Below are 21699 nucleotides of genomic sequence, written 5' to 3' on the forward strand. Positions count from 1 at the left end.
TATTCTTTTTAATCTCGTATCCAAATATGGCTATCCGCTAGTAATTCTTCATATTCTCTTTTTAGCTTTTTACGCATCTCCTTATATTTCTTTCCGCTTTCTGATGCTATATCTGTTGTTTCACCAGCATCGTCTTTTAAATTGTACAGGATAAAATCGGTTAGCGTACTTTCTTTTACAAAAGCTTCATTACCATCGTAGATATTAAATATTTTAGGCAGATAGTTGCCCTTATTTTTCAGCTGTGCCATTATTTTCCAATCCCCATCTCTCATGGCTATGACGTGATCATTTTCGGCATTGTAAAAACTCCACAACAAGGGTTTCTCTCTCTCGATATTTCCAGTTTGGAGAAACGATTGCATGGACTGCCCGTCTAATGCATTTTCTGGTAGCGCTGCACCCGATAATTCACAGAATGTAGGCATAAAATCAAGTGCCGAAATCACCGCATCCGAGGTTCCTGTAAACGTTGGTTTGCCCAACCATTTTATAACACAAGGCACTTTAAACCCTGCTTCATTAGTCCAAAGTTTCATCCCCTTCAATGCTCCTGGAGAACCATAAGACCTATAGGCCTTTTCATAACGCATAAGTGTTTCCGGACCATTATCTGAAGTAAAAATCACAATGGTATTTTCTGAATGATTTTTCTCTAAATAGTCCATCATTCGGCCAACGGCCAAATCTACATTCTCAACATTAGCAAAAAACTGAGCTTCATTTTCATTTTTAGCTACTGGAAGGTATTTGTTTACTAATTCTTGCGGAGACTCTACAGGAACATGAGGTTCATGGAAGGTTACTTGCAAGAAAAAAGGTTTCTTATCTTCTTTTTTATCGAGCCATTGTAAAGCTTCATCTACCACAATCTGGCTACTGAAACCTTCTACCTCTCCTACTTTTTCTCCATTACGAACAAAATTCTTAGGGTTCTTATGACTAGGAGCGGCATTGTTGTGTGTCGCAAACCAATGATCAAAACCAAAGTGACTAGGTTTTGGTTGCTCCTCCGAATTGAAAAGAGAGCTACAATGCCATTTCCCTACTAAGCAAGTGGCATAGCCTACAGATTTTAGTCGGGCTGGAATAGTTTCTTCATCTGCTTGCAGGTGCACCATATCTCTATTATCATCTCTTTTTTTATTCCCTCCAATAATAAAATCATAGATCCCTGCTCTATTTGGACTTCTGCCTGTTAAAAGCCCAACTCTTGAGGGAGAACACACAGGCGCTGCGGCATAAAAATTAGTCAGCTTAATGCCTTCTGCTGCCAATTGATCAATATTTGGTGTTTCAATAAATGGATGACCGTAAGATGATAAATCGCCATACCCTAAATCATCACATAAAAAAACAACAATATTTGGTTGTTCGTTTTGTGTGTATCCTTTTTCTGGAACACCGAAACACATTAACAATAGTGCAACTACCCCTTTCAATTTAAAAGCCTTTATTTCCATTACATTCTTGGTATTATCAATTATTTATCGCTAGCACTACTTGGCGTTTCTGTTTGATTCCATAAACGATATGGATCTTCATTCTCAATCATTTGCTCCAGTAGCAATTGCTCCATCTCCGCCAATTTATCTGCGTATTCCGGATTCTCCGCTAAATCTGTTTCCATTGCTCCTGTTTTTTGGTGCTCTGGAAGGAATTCATTTGGATTTGCTTTTAAATTAAACAGTTGTGTTTCTCGCACAGCACCGTCCATTACATCATACTTTATTAATTTCCAATCTCCTTTTTTCACACTTCGCATCCCCGGTTTTGTTCCTCCTGCATATACGCCATACATCACCTCACGTACTGTTTCTTTTTCCCCTTTTAGAACCGGCACAAAACTTTTCCCTTCTACTGTTTCTGGAATTTCTATGCCTGCCAAATCACATAACGTAGGCAATACATCTAGTAAATAAATATTTCCTTGCACTCTTTTATTTGCGGTAATTCCAGGGCCTTTAATCATAAAGGGTACGCGCCAGGTATGCTCATATAAGTTCTGCTTTCCCATTAATCCATGGCGCCCAATAGACATTCCATGATCTGAAGTATAGATCACATAGGTATGCTCCAATTCGCCCGTTTCTTTAAGCCTAGCAAGTACTTTTTGTAATTGGTTGTCTATATTTTCATCACAAGCATACTCCCGACCTAATTCATTTCTAACGGTATTTTCATCTCTATTTTTCCACACCCCACTTACGCGTTCTTCATCACGTAATTCCAGGTGTCCATGAAAAAAAGGATGCTCCGCAAGATAGTTGTCTTGTAAAACTGGCTGCTTTACATTTGCTGGCGGTAATGAGTTTTCATCCTTATGATTGGTCGCTCCGTATTTTGATAAAAGTTCTGGAGTGCCATTTCTAGTATCATGTGGGTGAGAGAAACCGAAATAGATGAAAAAGGGATTCGTTTCTTTCTCTTCTTCTCTAGTTGCTAAATAATCAAGTACTTGTTTAGAATGCCAAGCACTACCAGATTCTTCTGTTCCACCTCTTTTGGTAGCATCATGAACAACGGTAAATTGTTTATTCGCGCCAGGATAAGAGTTACCAACCTTACAGGTTCTCATCGTTTTATATCCAGCCCTATTAAAAATAGCGCCTATGGTTTGTTCATCTAAAGGGTTCGGAGCTGTATTATCTTGAAATTCTGCACTTGGTGGTAAATGCCATACAGTGCGTCCCGTCATGATCATGTGCCGTGAAGGAGTACAAACTGCTCCGTTCATGGAGCCCATATTATAGGCTCCGTCAAAAACAGTCCCTTCAGTTGCTAATTGATTTATGGTGGGGGTTTCCAGAATGGAAGCACCGTCATACACCTGTAAATCAAAAGGGGATTGATCGTCAACAAGAACAAATAAAAAATTAGGTTTCTTCTCTATAGTTGTTTTTTTCTCTTCCTTGCAAGAGAAGCTTGTAGCTAGTAGTACCGTTAATCCTAATTTATACACGAACATCATTTTATTCATCAGAAAATTATTTGAGTGTTAGTTGGCAATAGATAATTACTTTAGGAACAGCCAATTTTCACATCAAACCTGCAGCCCACAAAAGAGTAATCCTATCCTGCTTGAAATAATCACAACGGATGTATTCCAAGGTTTAAACTTACATTCAAAACTTCTTCAAATCCACCAATTTTAAAACTGACATTGATACTTTTTTTGCCATACTCATAAAATAGAAGCATATTTAGAAGATTATGTCAATTTTTAAGCAATGAAATTTTACAAATGGTAAAAATAGTAGCTACTACAATGGCGTATAAGTAATTGTGATTTTCCCTTTTTTAATGGGTTTTACAAAATCGATTCCAATTCTATACGCTGTTCCGCCCTCTCTTAAATGTATAACAGGCACTTTCTCATCTGTAATTTTTAACGCCCCCTGTTTGCTCTTAATTTCAACTTTTAATTTCTGATGTTCAGAAGTCAATAACACAGTATGATCATCTATGAATTCATACTGTGAATACGTCATAATTGCCGTTCCAAAAGCGATAGGCGCAGTACTTACAACATCATCCTCTATCGTTATTGTTCCTGTTCCATCTTTATCATTTAGTATCGTTCTCGTTAAAGATTTTAATAGTGGTATAGCATAGGCTGATTTGAGATCCATTACCACCTTATCAATAGTGTCTTCAAAGACCGTTTCAATAATTTTTCCTTCAAACGCCCGACCATTCGCTTGTAGTGTATTATTTATTTTAGGCACAGGATGCCCCCAAGAACTTCGTGCTTTATTGTCTGGTGAAAATGACCCCGCTATGTATGAAGGTGCTCCAATATCACCAGTCATAAAATCTTCCCCAAGAACGATACTATAGGTACCAACATCACTATGGTTATGATTTTCGGCATTATGCCCGGCTTTAAGTGCTATTGAAAAAGGAACTTTCTGTTTTCCACGAGAAATGACCATTCCAAAATCATCAAAATACGTGTGTCCTTTTAAAACTGATTTTTGTTCTGAAGGAGTTTCTGCTGCACTAAAAAGTATTGGATTATTCCACGCCATAATTTGCTCTACAGCTTCTTCCATTCTAATTTCTGACGGCTTCTTTGCCCCATAATATTTAGAAGACAAGACCTCAGCAAAATTACTTCCAGCACTTTTTATATGTGAAACGCCATCAGAAAAAGGAGCGCAAGTACCCTGCTGTATTTCAAAATGTTCTGGAAAATTTCCTACTCTTTTTAATTTCTCTGGATTATCAAACGCAATTAAATTTATTTTTCCATCCGTATAATCAGACAGCATTTGTGCCAAGTACAAATAATGGTTGAAACCATAACCCCAATACCCTAAGCCTTCTGAGCAATACCCATCTGCACCAAAGCCACTCAAATAATACTTCATACTATTTATTGCTGACCCAATAGCTGCCACACGTTCTTCTGAACTGTCAGAATTTGAAATCGTAACTAAAACGGATCCACTTGTGCAAACGGAATTCCAATTACTCGTACCATTAAGCCAATGATTGTTTTCATCGGGCACTTTACTACTTTGCAAATAATTATCCGTAATGCGCCATTGCAATTGTTCTTTTATAGCATCACGCATAGCCTCAGAAAGCTCATCTTCTAAGAGTGATGATGCCAATGCCAATACCCCTCCAAATTTTCGTGCACCTAAATCTATTGATACACGCCTACCTTCAAGAACACCATTTTCAGCATCATCATGGTTAGGATGTAACCATGACTTCATATCTAGAATAGCCTGTAAATACGTATGTATTTGTGGAACAAACTGCCCTTTATTTTCTAAACATTCTGCCAATATAAAATGCTCTAAACGCTCCATAGTCCGGTAATATCTGGGCTTATATATCCCTCGATTCCCTTCCTTGTTCGCACGTCTATAAATCTCATCGGAAATAGGTACTTCCGGAGCTTTAGATAACATAGTCAATGCTTCCTGCAAATACGCCTTTCCTGATGGTGTTGCGGCAATGGCATTCCAATACACCCGATCAGAACCTGCAGGTGCTGGTTGGTATGCTTTGGTTGGTATCACTTTTTTTAGCATTTCTAGCTGCCTTGCTGACGGGTAAATTGTTTCACCGTCCGCATGTTTTAAAAACTCTCGTATATCTAAGGGCGCTTCTTTTTGAATTGTAGCACTAAATACCAAGGTAAAAGAACATAAGAAACTCAGGCAGATAACTATGGCACTCTTTTTTTTCATATGTATATTATTTGTTCTCATACAACACCCTCTTCATTTAGTTGATCCATTACATTCTAGAAATCCAATACCAATAGTATTAATCTAATTGGACAGAGCGATATGCTCCAACCGCAAATTGCTTTTCTTTTTTATCGTGTGTGATGGTTACCGTAACTTCATTGTTTAGAAACAATTTTCCTGCTTTAATTTCAAGTACTACATTCCCCTTTTTATTTGTTGCTATCTTAAAACCCTTAGCGGTAAGTTCTGTTCCGTTTCCTAAAAATAAAATGATATCCTTATTTTTTTCTTGACCAACCAAAGCGTAGGCTGCATCAGTAGCTGTCCCTTTATATTTTGCTATTTTATTTTCTGTTGATGAAAAAACAAAATCTTCTCTCCCAGATTTATGCACTACATGAAGGCCTACAAAATCTGTGCTCCCATGTTCATCTTCAAAACCTGAAATAGTAGCAACACTTTTTCCCTCACTAGATGTGAATGGTTCATAAACCGATACAAAAGGCTTGTTCCATGCCTCGCCATGTTGCCTGGCTGCAAGGGTCAAATAAGGTGCCTCGCCGACATCATATGGTATTTTTTTATTGTATTTAAATGCTTTATTAGGAGGAGATTTAATGGTAAATACTTCACGCCCTTCTGTACCTTTCATCCAAAGGTTCATAAAAACATCTTCTTCACCCTCAGGCATGTCTATTTTCCATTCTGCCTGATAATCCTCATTTGTGCGAATAGATTTTTTATCCCACATATAATCAAAGGCATACAAATGACCTCCAGCAAAACCCATTTCTTCACTTGGCTTTAATTCTAATACGTTTCCATTGGCATCACTCACATGCATACTTTGTCCTAGATTATGATAGAAATAATCATGAAACTTATCGCCACCACGTTGTTTTTTAGAACGAAAAATATCTACGTAATACCCTGTACTTTCTCCGGTTTTGATAATACTCACCAATCTACTTTGATCACTGCGACTTTCTGGCTCTAAAAAGAATACATCTGAATACGTAATAGCTTTATAAAACCCTTCTTTTTCTTCTGATTTTGGATACTGCCCCACTAAATCAAAGGCATGGTTACTCAACATTTCGGTATACGAAGAGGTACCATCTACCATCACGGTATTATGAGCAGGAAACTGCGAGTAATATTCTAAATAAATAGGTTGAAGATAATTAGCACCCTTGCCTGGGTCTGCTCCTTGTACAAATCCTTTTCCATACAATTCCATATTAATACCATTGGCATGCATATGGTTTCCTAATGATCCGTTTAACGATACCATCATCCCATCTTTACCTGTTCCCATACGTTGTACATGCCAACTAACATTAGGAGCATAAAAAGTTTGAGTTATGTAATCGTCTATATTTCCTTTACCATACTTTGGATTCAACACCAGAGGTTTACTCGCAAAAAAAGAAGCGATTTCGGCCTTTGGTTTATGTGACTTTTCAGAACTCTCTACATCGTCATTGAACAAACGGTACAAACCTGTAAATTCTTCCTCTAATTTTGCGTCTTTATTTTTTTGAGCAATGCGGATCATATCACTCATAGCTTCTGTATCTAGTGGACCATAATAGCTATCTCCAAAAGCAACAATTTCACCATTCGGAAAAACATATTGTGGTAGCATTTTTACAGCTTTTTCCATTACAGGAGTATATGGCAGTATATTATGATCAAATGTATTGTCAAAATCTCTAATAAAATTGGTAAGACTCTTAGTTACGCCTATAGAATATCCAGGACATTCATTCCAAACACCATTACTTTCATCATAACCGTAATCCATAAACTTGGTTAAAGACCATTGTCTTGCAGAAGTAACATTCAATATATAATTGATGTAGTATTCGCGCCCTTTTTTGTCTTCATAACTGCTATTATCTTGCAGCACCATCGCTGCTTTTAAAATGATATTTGCTTGATGAAGGTTCCAATTATTTTGAGGTACGCCATTTTTAATTACCAAATCTGTCCACTTTTTAATGGTCGTATCATACATACCAATCTTTTCCGGGTAATTTGCTTCAATATAAGGGTGTAAAAAATCATAGAGTTCTGCTATATCACTCAAAGTACCTTCGTGTATTACTTGAAAATTTGTGAGTCCCACAAGGGTTTGAATGTGGCCGTTTAAGATATCAATGGGTTCGCTTCTGTAAGACATACCCATCATATAGGTATCAAACAAATCAAAAGAAAACTTAGCAAACGCATCATCATTCTCCAACCAATACAGAAAAGCTGCATCTTTACCTAAGCCTATTATCTCTCTATTAATTGAAATAATTATACCTCCAGTCTCCGATTGCTCTGCCCACTCAAAAGGCTTACCTTCTTTAGTTCGGTTTGGTAGGTATAACCCACGAGGATCATCCATATAAGGCAAAATATCTTCCAAAGCGGGTTTACCATAAGCGGTAGCAGAATTTCGAGATCCCGTAAACCGTACCGTAGGCACAGGAGCTTCCCCATCTGCATGAGAATAATCTACCCCATTAACGTAAACATTGGTTGCTTTTGTTTTCCAATACATTTGCAAACGGGAAACCATCCATTCTGGATCATCAACATGGCGCTCTACATGGGTATCTATTCGCTTATGAATACCTGATAATACCTCTTTGGCCCAGGCTTCTTTCTTGATGGTTTTTTGTAAATCTTTTTTTTCATCTTGTGTGACATACAGACGAGGGTATCCTGATTCTTGACTTTTAGGAAGCGGAATCTGTGCTTGAGACCAGCTCGCGAAAGAAATAAAGACTAGTAATGCTAGTGTATTTTTAATCATCGTTAATGCTATTTTTTTAATTCGAAATGTTCAAGTATTAGTTTTTGAAGTACTGCAGGATAACTTTCTCCAATCACGGCACCTCCCTTTTTTAATCCTGCTCCAAAGGTTAATGAATCTCCAAAGCAAATTATCTTCTGGTTTTTCTGAAGCAAATCATTGCTTTCTAAGGCGGTAAAAATTGATTGTGCTAACATTTTATATCCTAATGCCGTTAAATGAACTCCATCTTTTCGAGTACTATTCTTTTCATTACGGATCACCACATCTTCATTATGTTGCGGCAAATCTAGGTTTACAAATTCTTGATATACGTCTACAAAATCAACATTAAATTCATTCGCTAATCTCATCATCACAACGCGAACCGTATCTAATTTTACATTCGGTAGTTCCCAAAATAATTTTCTATCATGCCTCTCAAATAGATAGGTACTATCTACTGTAGGTGGTGCTACTAAAAGTACTTTTGAACTTCTATTTTTTATCGCTTTTATCAGCGTACTTAAATTCTCTTCATAGGTGGAATAGGATATCATTTTTTTAGAATTCAACATATCATTAGTACCCACCATAATGATAACCACATCTGGTTGTTGCTCAAGTACATCGTGCTCTAGTCTGTTTAAAAGGTTTGAAGTAGTATTACCACTAACCCCTGCATTTATGACTTGAGCTTGGGCGGTTAAGCTGAAAGCAAACCATAAAATTAGTATCGTAGTTATTTTTAAACTCATAAGAACCTTTAATCTTTAGGCGTTGAAAATTCTAAGACTTGACCATCTTTCTGTAATACCTTACGTAAGGTGCCATAAGAAATATCATGGAGGTTCTTATTATCTTCCAAAGCCAAACCTGCTAAGGTACCTGCACTCTGCCCTAAGATCATAAATACAGGTTCCATTCTGATAGAACCAAAAGCAATATGCGAACTTGAAACTGCCGCAGAAACCAATAAGTTTTTACACTCCTTTTCTTTAGGAAGTATTGTTCCTAAATGTATTTGGTAGGGCTCTTCTGCATCAATCCCCAAATCACCTTCATTTTGAACATAACCCACTTTAGTAATGTAACGTTGTACATTATGTGAATCCATCGTGTAAGACCCCATTCCTATGGATTGATTTACTTTATTTCTTCCTAATATTTCGTTTTCTGTCATTACAAATTCTCCAATCATACGTCTTGCTTCCCGCACATAGATTTGATACGGCCAATGGCCATTATCTGCAAATTCATCTTTTGCTAATCCCCATTTTTTTATACTTGTTCTAAATCTTTCTGGCACACTTTCATCATGGCCCCAGAAATAAAGTAAGCCTTTGTGGTATGCTATATGCTCGTCTAAAATTTCTTTTCTTTTCTCGTAAGATGCTTCAGGGTATTCATAGTTCATTCCTATATTATCTGAACTAAACGGACCTACATTATTTACATCTCGCTTCATATTTGGTATTTTACCTCCGCCAAACATAGAATATCGGCCGGACTCAAAAACTCTTCTCAGTAATTCATACTGAGCAGGATCATAATTCTCTGGCTTTTCAAAAGGAACAACATTACCTTCTGCATTGGTAGTACACAACCTGTAATTGTAGGCTTGTACTCTATGATCTCCAGAACCTTGCTCTCCTGGATCTTCTGTTGAAATTCTTGGCAGTATGCCACTAGTTGGATCGCCAGGTATTACATAAGGACTTATTTTACGATCGCCAAAGTTGTGGCTGTGATGAAATTCTTCTTTCTGCACGCCATTCCACTGTTCCTTATATACACTGTTTGCTTCTCTACCTACATGATATTTTACCCCTGCTGCTGCCATAAGATCTCCTTCATAGGTAGCATCAATAAATATTTTAGCTTTATACGTAGTCCCATCTAACATCGTTATGGAAATAATTTTACCTTTTTCCATTTTAACGCCACTCTCACGGTCTAGCCATTTGTCCCGTAAAATTTCAATTTGATTCTCTTTTACAAAATTTTCAAAAATGTTTTCAGCTACATGTGGTTCAAACGTCCACATGGTTTTTAAGTCATCATCTATAGCCGTGGTTCCTTGCGCTATGTTTCCGTAATCTGTTTTAGGCTGCCAGTTCCAAGCCTCCTTACTTTGATAATGGGCATAGACCTCTTCATAAAACTCTTTTGATATACCACCGATGACTCTTTTATTTCCAAGATCTGTAAACCCCAAGCCACTAGAAGAGAGTCCGCCTATATGTTTTTCAGGGCACACCACTAAGACCGACTTCCCCATACGTTTTAATTGTATCGCAGAGGCAATCGCCGCTGATGTGCCGCCATAAATAATTACATCTGCCTTGTATGTTTTAGGTGTATTATTAGCTGATAAAAAGCTGCTAAAAGAAACGAATAGCACAAAAAATAATAAGCTTGATTTTTTCATTTTTAAAAAATTTAATAGCGTTCTAATTTGATATTTTTTTTTTGATGTCTATAGATAACTACTGAAGGTTCATCGAAGCTTCTCTCAAAAGCACTAGATAATTCTCTCTTAATCTAAAAAATTTTCCATTGGAATGATTTCATCAAATTCTTTGATCTTAATATTCTTATAATAAATCTCTGCTGTTTCTGATTGAAAACCGATAATACCCTCGTTCACAGACAGGTCTGTTCCCATATTTACAATGACACCATTTAATTTATGAATGGTATACGTATCTCCCATTACAATTATTTCGCACTGGTTCCATTGATCATTCAAAGCATTAACGGCAACATTTGGACTTGCCAATAGCATTTTATTTTTACGCTGCCCTGTAGGTAACCCTCCATTTTCTGGTAATAAAAACGTTGAACTATCTTTTGCTGCAAACCAGTTAAGAGAAGTTCCGCCGGTAATAAAATCTCCGGTATGGTTGGCATTAGAAACATGATTATATCGTATTTGATACTCTATACCTGTAGGCCAAATTTTATCATCGGTTACATGGTAATAAATACCCGCATCATATTGCCATCTCTCAAAATTATTCGTGATTTTAGTCCCCCATTTGTATTCAAAGCGAAGTATATATTTACTGTATTTTTTGTTAGTATAAAAAAGACCATGTGTTCCATTTTCGCCAGTACCTAAGTCTAAACTATCAGGCATATTTTTAAACACATGTACCATTCCATTATCAATAGCATATACTTTTCTAGCCATTTCATGGTCCCCATTTTTTAGCTTTAAGTACCAACCTTCCCAATTTTCACCATTGAAAAGTGCTACAAAGCCATCATCAGAAACCGATGCTTTTTTTGTGCTTGAACAAGAAATAACTAAAGTGATTAACAAAAAAAATACGAGTACTTGGTTGGATTTAATTTTCATGTTTTCTTCAATTTGTGAATTACAATTATTCTTTACCCTTTGTTAACCCATCCACTTTTTAGGTGGTTTATTATCTTCCAAAAAAAATAGCATTGACAGCAACAAAACTTGTTGTACCAATGTTATCCTTTTTACTATTTATCTGCTATAAATTATAATGCAAACATTATAAGCTATCGTTTTTTATGCTTATTTCTTTTTTAAAGCCTTTTCTACAGCCTCTTTTACTAAAGGTTCCATTAGTTCATAACCTGCAATATTAGGGTGCACAGTATCCCTACCTAAATCTACTTTTAAGCCTTTTTCTGCATTTACCATAGGCGTGTAATAATCTAAATACACTAGTTTATGTTTCTTAGCATAGGCTTGAAGTAAGCTGTTTAGTGTTATTATTTTTTCTGCAGGCTCTATAGAAGGACTCCAAGAATAACTACTCGCAGGCAATACCGATGCTAATACCACTTTAATGTTGTGAATTTTAGCTAATTCTGCCATGGAAAAGATATTTTCAGCTATTTGCTCAAGGGTAATAGGCCCTCTGTTTTGTGCTATATCATTTGTTCCTGCATGTATCACTACTGCCTTAGGGCTTAGATTTATAACATCTTGTTTAAACCTTAAAAGCATTTGCGGTGACGTCTGCCCGCTAATTCCTCTGCCCACAAAATTATTATCATCAAAAAAATCAGGCTTGAATTTCACCCATTTTTCCGTAATAGAATTCCCCATAAAAACCACTCTATTCTCATTTCTAGCGGGTGCTTTCAATTCTGTATTTTCTTTTTCATATCGGCCTAGATTAGCCCAATCATCACTAGGAACTAATTGAATTCTAACCACCGAAACCTGAGTATCCGGAGCCTCCTCCGGTAATAATATCGTTAATTTACCTTCTATCAATTTTATTTTAATCTTTTTATCTGGTTCAGAAAGCAATCGTGCTTCTCTTGGTTTAATAGCCCTGTCTATCACCAACTTACCATCTTCGGGCCAATTAAAAACATGTGCCAACAAAAATCCGTCTTCTCCTTCTGTATATCCTCCCCATTCTGGTTTAGCGTACTCATTGACTTGAGAAAACCCAACACCCACATTTAATATAAAAGCAATGGCTACACTAATTATTCTCTTGGAAACATTCATACTTTCTATCTGTTTAAACTTTTACGTGTTAAACAAACCAAGTACCTGAATGGTGTTTGGTCTGTTTATTTCTTCTTTAGTAACTCCGTTTTTGAACTAGTTCGCCAATTCAATTTTAATCACAGAAACCGTGGCATCTGGAGCCAACATGGGCACCTCTAAGACCACCTCCCTAGAAGTGGCTAATGACTTCAATACTGTTTTAGAATCTGTTAATACTGTTGCTTTTTTAACTTTGATGTCTTTATGTAATTTTAACGTACCTGTTTCTGGCCAATCAAAAACATGAGCATAGAGTACACCATCTTTTTTAGTATATCGCCCCCATTTTGGCTTTGCATACGGACTTGCCGAAGCACCATAAATAGCTTCGCCATTCTTCTGTGTCCATTCTCCCATCGCATTTAAACGTCTAATACTTTCTGAAGGAAACCTACCAAAACCATCTGGTCCTATATTTAATAAAAAGTTACCTCCTTTAGAAACAATATCTACTAACTTTTGGATTAAGTCCTCACTACTTTTCCAATCAGTATCAGATGGTTTATAACCCCATGAGCCATTCATTGTCATACACGCTTCCCAATCAGAATCAATTCCTGTATCTGGAATTTCCTGTTCTGGGGTCCCAAAATCGCCCGCAAATTGTCCAGGATTATTATTCATACCGTCCATTCCTGTTCTACCTTTATCAACTCTATTATTTACAATCGTATTTGGTTGAATATCCCGAATGTAGCTATAAAGATCTTTTCCCATTTCTGTTGTGTAGTCCGAAATCCAATCGCCATCAAACCAAACGACACCAACATCCCCATAATTTGTCAATAATTCTTTTACTTGAGGTTTCATGTAGTTCTTGTAGTATTTAGGAAACTTAGGATTCACAACCGTAGGATCATCATGTTGAGAAATGTTATAATTTGGATATAAATTTCCTTGTGCTTGTGGGTGATGCCAATCTACAATAGAGTAGTAAAAACAAAATTTAATACCTTGCTTTTTACAGGCTTCTGACAATTCTTTAATCACATCTCTCTTAAACGGAGCTTTATCTATCACATCATAATCTGATACTTTAGAATCCCACAATGCAAAACCCTCATGGTGCTTCGCCGTAATAACAATGTATTTCATTCCTGCATTTTTAGCCATAGTTACCCATGCATCTGCATCAAACATTGTTGGGTTAAACATTTCAGGAAATTTCTCATAGTCTTCAATGGTATAATCTAATTTATCCATGGCCCATTCTGCACCACCACCAGCTATTTGGGTACCACGTTCACCTCCAATTATGGAGTATGCCCCCCAATGAATAAACATCCCGAATTTAGAATCACGCCACCATTCCATGCGTTGGTCATCATCCAATTTTTTTACGTCTGACTTTTCTTGAGCAAAACTTGAGGTAACTTGCAGTACAGCAAGTAGCCCTACTACTAATGATTTTTTTATTATTTTCATTTCTTTAATTTTTATAGTGTATTGCGTTATTTGGTTTTAATTATTAATTCTTGTTCTGATTGATTTCTCATGATTAGAAGCTTTAATTCTGCTCCTGTATTCGCCGCACTTATGACGAAAAAGTCTTTAACCGTTCCTGTTTTTTTGCCTGATGCGCTTAAGATCACATCTCCCGCTCTAAGTCCGTTATTTTGTACTGCGGGACTCTGACTCCATACTTTTAAAACAATTACACCTTCTGCTGTATTTAGGCCATAGGCCGACTGCTCTTGTGCCGAGCTTACACTCTTTATATCATTACGTAACCATGCTATTGTAGGAGAAACATTGTTCTCATTAATTGACGGTTTTTTCAGCTGAGGAATTTCTGGAGTTTTTGCAAGCTTCTTCAGCGATGGTTTTTGAACTCCAAACTCATCCATTGGAAAATTTTTAAATCCAACAGCTAAGGCTGGTGAATTTTCAGCTACCGTAAAATCTGCCCTAGCAGGGTCCTTAAATAATGGATCTCCAAACCCACTATGCTTATCCCTATTATAAATTTGAGATTTTAACATGGCCTCTTCCGTTGAAAAAAAGTTGTAATCCAGTTCTTTTCCCCACCCTAGAAGCCTAACATCTTGATAAGCATCACTCACAATATTGTGCTTAAAAACATCTCCGCTTTCTACAAACCACACATGCGGATGCAAGGAATTGTTTACCATGATATTATTTTCAGCGATCCGATTGAATCCTTCACGCAACTTAAGTCCGTTATTTAATAATAAATTATTATAAATATGATAATTAGAAGACCCATCATCCAAATCAATATCCCAACCATGATCACAACGAAAACGGTTATTTCTGATGATCGTAGTCTTTATAGCATCCCACATAGGCATGTTTGGATTGGCTGTAGTTAAACTATCCATTACGGCACGTTTTGGGTGCCAAAAACGATCACGACCCCATGAATTAAATGAGCCATGATCACTAGTTTCTAATACGGTATTAAACACATCATTAAATTCTAAAATATGACCGCCCCAAGTACCATCGCCTATATTTATACCTGCTCTTGGCACATCATAAATACTATTATGACGGACCGTAATATCCATCGCCATAGAAATTTGGACTCCAGCTGTTTGTTTCTCTATGCGACCAATGCGATGTATTAAATTATCTTCTACCAAACAATTACGAGGATACAACTCATTCTTAGGTCCAGGAATAGTATCCATTTCGGCTACGGGAACAAACTCTTTATAGTTAAAAGAAGGCGAACGTACTGCCGAAGGGTCTCCTACAAATGAAATGGCGCTCCCGCCACATTCATGAATATGGTTTCCTATAATGCTTAATGCTTTATTGTACTTACTCGCCATTATAACATTACCGCCTAAATTGGTAAACTCACTATTGGTTACGTTACAGTTCTCCGTGCCTTCAAAGAAAATAGCACTCCCTCTGTATATATTCCAATCGCTACGCAGTAAAGGTTCATATACTTCCATGAACGTACGTTGGGTATTTTCAAATGTAATATTGCTTATGCTTACATTCTTAACCGGGTTTTCTAAAGTACCCACAACTTGTATCAAATCTTTAAGTACTGAAACTTCAAACGTAGTCGTCTCTGGATTTAACCCTTCTGATGGCCAGTAATATAATTTATCAGTAGTTTTATCTAAAAACCATTCTCCTGCACTATCTAACTCTTCAAAAACATTTTCTACCATACGAAACTCTTCATGGGGTTTAGAAGCTCTGTTGTTTTGTTGACCTCCTTCTAAAATAGCGGTCCCATCTTCATTTACTCCAGTAATTTTAAAATGAAAACCGCCCCAACGACCACTATGCAAGGCATGAAAATAAGCGCCCTTTGGATGTTTCCATGTAGCAATGCGTTCTTTAGAAATAGCATCGGCTGCGTACCCCTGCCAGTAATGCCCATTCTCATCATAATTGGGATAACGTGCTAAAATTTGCGCTTTTCCATTCACTATCAATTGATCAAAATTTAAATCTTTTGGTACTTTGGTGACATACATCGTACTATTATACTTTTTCCAATTGGCTTTTAAAGGAATGGATCCCTTTATATGAACTTCTGAAGCATCTGTCCCTTTTATCTGTAAGCCATTTAATATCGATGGAATTTGAATTGATTCGGTAAGGTGGTATGCTCCAGGAAGGATGTTAATAACGATACTTAAGCTGGTATCTTTTTCTTTTAATACTGTTGCTCTTTTAACAGCCTCTTCTATGGTTAAAAAAGGTTTGCTTTTTGACCCCTTACTATTCTTTACTCCGTTTACAGAAACAAATAATTCTATCGTATTCGCCTGTATCGAACACGAAATAAGCAGGAATACTGCTGTGAATAATAATACAATTTTCTTCATTTTAAAATCTTCTTGTTCGCAACTACAATGTTGCTTTTCCTTTTAAATATTTTATAGATTGTAAAAAGACATCTACTTCTAGTGTTGTTTTTCTAAAATATTCAGGGCCGTTTTCTTTCCATTGATTAAAAAACCCATGTTTCTGACCCTCATAAATGATCACATCACATCGGCTCCCAATAGCCTGCATTTTAGACTGATACTCATAAGCAGTAGCAACCGGAATTAGAGGATCTTTACTCCCTAATAAAAACAAGGTAGGTGGTGCTCCTTTTGCTATATTATGTAGGGGTGATATTTCTAAGTAGCGATCACCTACCTTATCATAGCCATATCCAGTTTTGCTATTATCAATTACGGGATTGTATAAGACTAGCGCATTTGCTTTTGAGCTAATTGATATATCTTCAGTAGGTTCTTCTAAGCCTTTTATTATCGCTGTTGCAGCAGCCAAATGCCCTCCCGCAGAACCACCAGAAGCCACTATTTTTTTAGGTTTTATATGCAGCTTTTTAGCATTACTTCTCAAATACCGTATTGCAGACTTCGCATCACAAACGGCATCAAACGGAGTTGTTTTGTGTCTTGATTGCACCCGATAATCAACCAAAACTGCGACCATTCCTCTTGCTGCAAAATACTTTGCTTGGTCTTCAAATTGCGTGGTGGTACCTCCGTTCCAACCGCCGCCAAAATAAAAAACAATAGCTGGAAATTTTTTCTTTTGATGCACGTTTTCGGGATAGAACAGCGTTAGTTTTAAAGTATCTCCCTCAATTATTTTATACACCAAACTATCTGGTAGTATTTCTCTAGCTTCGTATTTGTCCTGACCTTGAACCTCAGACAAAAATCCCAAGAAGCTAAAAATGACTACAATGTTTATTAAGACCTTCATTTATTCTCTTTTTAGTATGCTATAACTACTTTACGATATGCCTTTTCTAATCTAAACACCAATTGTTCGGGGTTAGCTCTTGACACTTGCCCTTTTCTGGAACTAATTAAAATATCATTCTCATAAACTTGTAATTCGGCCGATTTTTTCCCTTTCAGAAAAGGTGCTCTTATTAAAATTGGTCCGTCTGATTCTAACACAAAAGTATCTCCATTACGTTCTACAGAAACATTAACAGGAATTCCAGAAGCTACAATTTCCCAACCATGCTGTTCGTATTTGTACATCCCCCCAAGAAAGAAGTACGCTAAATCATCAGTATTTTTAGCTGTTTTTACAACCGATAACAATCCCTTTTGGTACAACCCCTCTTTTTCAACTACGTCTTCTTCCGTTGTGTTTAAAATGATGGTATCTGTGGTGTCATCATTTAATGTCACATTAATGATTTGTGTGCTCGGGTTTTCTTTAATTGACGAATAGTTTACCTCAGCAATTGGATTATCTTTTCCTTCGAAATAAGGATTAAAAACCATGGCAAACGGATTCTCCCAAGCTGATGCTTCTCGCTTTACAATTAAAGTTTGAATTGAATCTCCAAAAACCTCCGAAGGTGCTGTGCCAGAATCTTTCTTTAATACATTAGATTTGGGAGCTAAAGCGGTGTAAATACTTTGCTTTTCACTTCCTTTAATCCAAACTTTCATTAAGTTATCAGGACTATCCGTAGTCTTAAGCTTAAAAAATGCTTGCAGATCTTCAGCCGTTTTCACTTTCTTTTTACTACTCAAATAATCATAGCCTTTGATATCGCCATATATACTCCCAAAATCTTTCGTCGTTTTTAAAGTTAGTGCATTAGATTTTTTATCTAAAATTTGAAGTGACTGCCCCAGATTATGATAAAAATAATCGTGCCGTTGATTGCCACCTGCTTGTTTTTTTGATCGGAATACATCTATAAAATAGCCATTTGAAGCATTCGATTTTATAATTGCTGTAAATCGTTGTTGGTCTGCCTGAGTTTTAGGCTCAAAAAAAGACACTTTAGAGAAGGTCAACTTATCAAAAGAAGGTTTTTCACTTACTTTCGGAAAATTGCTTTCTAATTTAAAAGGATGATAACCCCGCATCGCATTGTAATCTGATATGCCATCTACCACGACTGTATTATGCGCCGGGAACCTAGAGTAATATTCTCTATGGTCACTATGCCAATAACTTGAACCTTTCCCCATATCTAGACCCAAAACATAAGTATTTGCAAATAGCTCAATAGAAATACCATTGGCATGAGAATGGTTTCCGTAAGAACCAGCCGTAGAAATCATCATAGCATGAGCTCCACTACCCAATCTCTGATTAAACATACTAACGTTAGAGGCATAAAACGTTGGCGATGTTAATTGATCCAGTACGTTTTCGTTATTTTTTGACGTTTTTAACTCATCCACATAAAAGAATAATTGCGGCAAATCTTTTGCTTCACGCTCATATTCTCCTTTAGCTATCATTTGGGCTAACAGTCCAGAAATAATAGTTTCTTTTTCTACATCCTTGTATTTATTATAGTTTGAAATTAAAAGCTCAAAATTTTCTGGCGGTAATGTTTTGTGATTTGAATCGCCAAAACCAACAGTATACCCACTAGGAAACAAATATTGAAAAGATGCTAAAGCCGCTTTTTCTATAATTGGAAAGTTTGATAACTCATTTTTGTTTGTGGTATGATCTAAAAGTGTAAAAATATCAAGTAAGGTAGTAATCACATGAACAGAATAGGAAGCACATTCTGGCCACATACCCGTTTCCTGATTGTAAACCAATAAGGATTCCTTAATAGCTAACTGTCTTTCTGAAGAGGTATTAAAAGTACGGTCTAGAAAATACTGGCGTCCTTTTCCATTTTTATACGCATTGTTATCCTCTAAGACCAGGGCCACATAGGTTAAAAATCTAGCCTGAAAAAGATTCCAATTATTATCTGGAATTCCATTAGTTATAATTTGATCTCCCCATTTTTGAAATACTGCTGATGCTTGATCTAGGTTTACTTTTTCCCCTTCAAAATAATCATACAGAAAATCATAAGTTGTAATTAAATGAATCAATATTTTTTCATGAATAACTTCAAATGTGGCCAATCCAGAAATACGCTGTTGTACTCCATTTTCTAAATCGACAGGAGCATCTCTATAATACATTCCTGCGATATAGGTTTCAAAAACCGGCTTTGCAAACTCAGCATATTTTTTATCGCCCGTGACCCAATATAAAAAAGAAGCATCTTCCACCAGACTCATAATCTTTCGATTAATCCCCTCTATAGCAAAGCCTATTTTTGAAGGATGCACCCATTCTTTAACCTTTGTTTTTTTATGTGCTAGATAATAACCACGCGGATCATCAAAATACGGTTCTACCTCTTCTAAATTAGGTATTGAATATTCTGAAGCCCAATCTCTAGTTCCTGAAAAACGTACCGTAGGCACTGGAGCATTCCCCTCCGAATGATCAAAATCTCCTCCTTTAAGAAAGACCTTATCATGTTTAGTCTTCCAATTCATTTGTAACCTAGAAACCAACCATGTTGGGTCATTTTCAACAAACTCCAAATATTTTTCTAAATTTTTAATTTGCTTATCTACTAAACTTTTTTTCCATTCAATAGTTTTAATACTATTTAAAAATTCAGGCTTAACTTCATTGGTCGTATAAATTCTGGGGTGTGCACTTTTTTGAGCATTCGTAGTTACTATCCCTGTTAACATGCTAAAAAGCAGTACAAATACAATTGAATTCAATTTTAACTCCATCTTTCTCATTAATCTCTCGTATAAATTATAACTTACTGGTCTGTGTAAAATGCTCTTTTTTCGCCTGAACCTCTGCTTTTTAATGTGAAGCAGATTACAATACCCTGATTCTTTTTCTATTTATTAATATTGATTGGCATGCTCGTAATCTCCAATCCTATGAAACACATTTCGCTTTAAAGGGATTTGCATTCCGTTTGTATTTTCTAACCAGTCATACAAACTATTGGCAAAATCTTTAATCAATGGTTGCAGTTTTGGATCATCAATTAAATTGACAATTTCATTGGGATCATTTTCAATATCATACAACTCATTCGTATCCCAAATACCATTATATCTTATGTATTTGTATTTATCTGTTCTAACTCCAAAAACTGTTGGCGTCATCGGAAAATCATATTCAAAATAGTATTCATAAAATATTTTATCGCGCCACTTGGTTTCATCTCCTTGTAGTAATTGCACAAAAGATTTCCCAGGCATATATGTTGGTTTTTCTAAGCCTGCGCAATCTAAAATTGTTGGTGCTATATCTACATTTTGCACCATTTTTTCAACGGTTTTTCCTCCTTCAAATAATTCAGGACAACGTACCAACATGGGCACCTTTACAGACTCTTCATAAAAATGACGTTTGTCTATAAGTCCGTGTTCTCCCCAACTAAAACCATTATCACCCATATAAATAACCATGGTAGACTCCTCTAATCCATTTGCTTTTAGCCAATCAAATAGCGTACCCACACTATCATCAACTCCCATTAAGGTTTCACAATAGCGTTGCACTAAATCATCAAAAGTTCCGTCGGCAGTACCATGATACATGTAATCTACCCCATGCCAACTATCCCGTTGTCTCTTCACCCAATCTGGCCAGTTTAATTTTTTATACTCAGACCCAATTGTTTGGGTGTAACTATCTGGCTTGTCAATCTTTTTACCCGCATACATACCTTCATGACGTTTGGCAGGAAAAAACATAGCGTGCACCGCTTTATGCGATAAATACATAAAAAAGGGTTTATTTTGATCTCTATGATCCAACCAGTCTACCGCATGATCAGTTAACAAATCTGTCACATAGGTCTCTTCATCATACTGCGTATTTTTACCATTAATATTTAAGTTTGGTGCGTAATAATCTCCTTGACCTGCAAAGCTTTCCCAATGATCAAAACCGGGTCTTGGACTATCATTATGGTCGCCCATATACCATTTACCAAAGAAGGACGTTTGGTACCCCGCCTTTTGTAAATATTGAGGAAAGAATGTTAAATCACCAGGGTTGGGAGCCACATTATCTACAATGGTATGTACATGTGAATATTGCCCGGTTAGAATGCTTGCCCTACTTGGCGAACATAAGGAGGTGGTAACAAAAGCATTTTTCATATGTGCTCCTTCACTTGCCATCCTGTCTAAATTGGGCGTTTTTAACCAAGGAACTTTTCCTGTAAACCCCATAAAATCATTCCGATGATCATCTGTTAAAATGAAAATAACATTACGCGGTTTTTTCCCCTTCTGCTTTTTCAATTTTAAGTTATTTGTTTTTTTAACTTGTTGAAAACTAAATATTTCCGTTGGCTTCCCTACTAAGAAAATTAGTATTATTAA

The 21699-nt window shown here is 36.4% G+C and carries 13 protein-coding genes; all 13 read right to left on the minus strand.

The features are described from left to right. Positions 1-8: 8 nt before the first annotated feature. The 13 genes from BLQ19_RS03680 to BLQ19_RS03740 all read right to left on the minus strand — a co-directional run bounded on the left by BLQ19_RS03680 (position 9) and on the right by BLQ19_RS03740 (position 21618). Positions 9-1463: a sulfatase-like hydrolase/transferase gene (locus BLQ19_RS03680; RefSeq protein ID WP_083332176.1), complete on the minus strand. Its 1455-nt coding sequence runs from the start codon at positions 1461-1463 to the stop codon at positions 9-11. A gap of 20 nt (positions 1464-1483) precedes the next feature. Continuing rightward, positions 1484-2980, minus strand: coding sequence for a sulfatase family protein (locus tag BLQ19_RS03685; RefSeq protein WP_074537439.1), 1497 nt, complete (start codon positions 2978-2980; stop codon positions 1484-1486). A gap of 283 nt (positions 2981-3263) precedes the next feature. Further along, a complete protein-coding gene (locus BLQ19_RS03690; RefSeq protein WP_074537440.1) occupies positions 3264-5207 on the minus strand; it encodes a hypothetical protein in 1944 nt (647 codons plus the stop codon). 79 nt (positions 5208-5286) lie between these two features. Further along, positions 5287-8019: an endo-acting ulvan lysase-like protein gene (locus BLQ19_RS03695; RefSeq protein WP_083332177.1), complete on the minus strand. Its 2733-nt coding sequence runs from the start codon at positions 8017-8019 to the stop codon at positions 5287-5289. 8 nt (positions 8020-8027) lie between these two features. Continuing rightward, a complete protein-coding gene (locus tag BLQ19_RS03700) occupies positions 8028-8756 on the minus strand; it encodes an SGNH/GDSL hydrolase family protein (protein ID WP_074537441.1) in 729 nt (242 codons plus the stop codon). Between the two features lie 8 nt (positions 8757-8764). Further along, positions 8765-10429, minus strand: coding sequence for an FAD-dependent oxidoreductase (locus BLQ19_RS03705; RefSeq protein ID WP_074537442.1), 1665 nt, complete (start codon positions 10427-10429; stop codon positions 8765-8767). A 108-nt stretch (positions 10430-10537) separates the two neighbouring features. Continuing rightward, positions 10538-11362 carry a 3-keto-disaccharide hydrolase gene (locus tag BLQ19_RS03710; RefSeq protein WP_074537443.1) on the minus strand — a complete coding sequence of 275 codons (825 nt, stop codon included), beginning with the start codon at positions 11360-11362 and terminating at the stop codon, positions 10538-10540. A gap of 189 nt (positions 11363-11551) precedes the next feature. Beyond that, positions 11552-12505, minus strand: coding sequence for an SGNH/GDSL hydrolase family protein (locus BLQ19_RS21485; RefSeq protein WP_083332178.1), 954 nt, complete (start codon positions 12503-12505; stop codon positions 11552-11554). Positions 12506-12601: 96 nt separating this feature from the next. Beyond that, on the minus strand, positions 12602-13972 hold the full coding sequence (locus BLQ19_RS03720) for an alpha-L-fucosidase (RefSeq protein ID WP_074537444.1): 1371 nt from the start codon (positions 13970-13972) through the stop codon (positions 12602-12604). 26 nt (positions 13973-13998) lie between these two features. After that, positions 13999-16365, minus strand: a complete 2367-nt coding sequence (locus BLQ19_RS03725; protein WP_074537445.1) for a PDZ domain-containing protein — start codon at positions 16363-16365, stop codon at positions 13999-14001. A gap of 22 nt (positions 16366-16387) precedes the next feature. After that, on the minus strand, positions 16388-17263 hold the full coding sequence (locus tag BLQ19_RS03730; protein WP_025614161.1) for an alpha/beta hydrolase: 876 nt from the start codon (positions 17261-17263) through the stop codon (positions 16388-16390). Between the two features lie 11 nt (positions 17264-17274). Next, positions 17275-20067 carry a heparinase II/III domain-containing protein gene (locus BLQ19_RS03735; protein WP_217637570.1) on the minus strand — a complete coding sequence of 931 codons (2793 nt, stop codon included), beginning with the start codon at positions 20065-20067 and terminating at the stop codon, positions 17275-17277. A 135-nt stretch (positions 20068-20202) separates the two neighbouring features. After that, the gene (locus tag BLQ19_RS03740) at positions 20203-21618 is read right to left on the minus strand and encodes a sulfatase family protein (protein ID WP_254788218.1); all 1416 of its coding nucleotides are present in this window, start codon (positions 21616-21618) and stop codon (positions 20203-20205) included. Positions 21619-21699: the final 81 nt, after the last annotated feature.

Source organism: Cellulophaga baltica (genome assembly GCF_900102165.1).
GTDB lineage: Bacteria > Bacteroidota > Bacteroidia > Flavobacteriales > Flavobacteriaceae > Cellulophaga > Cellulophaga baltica.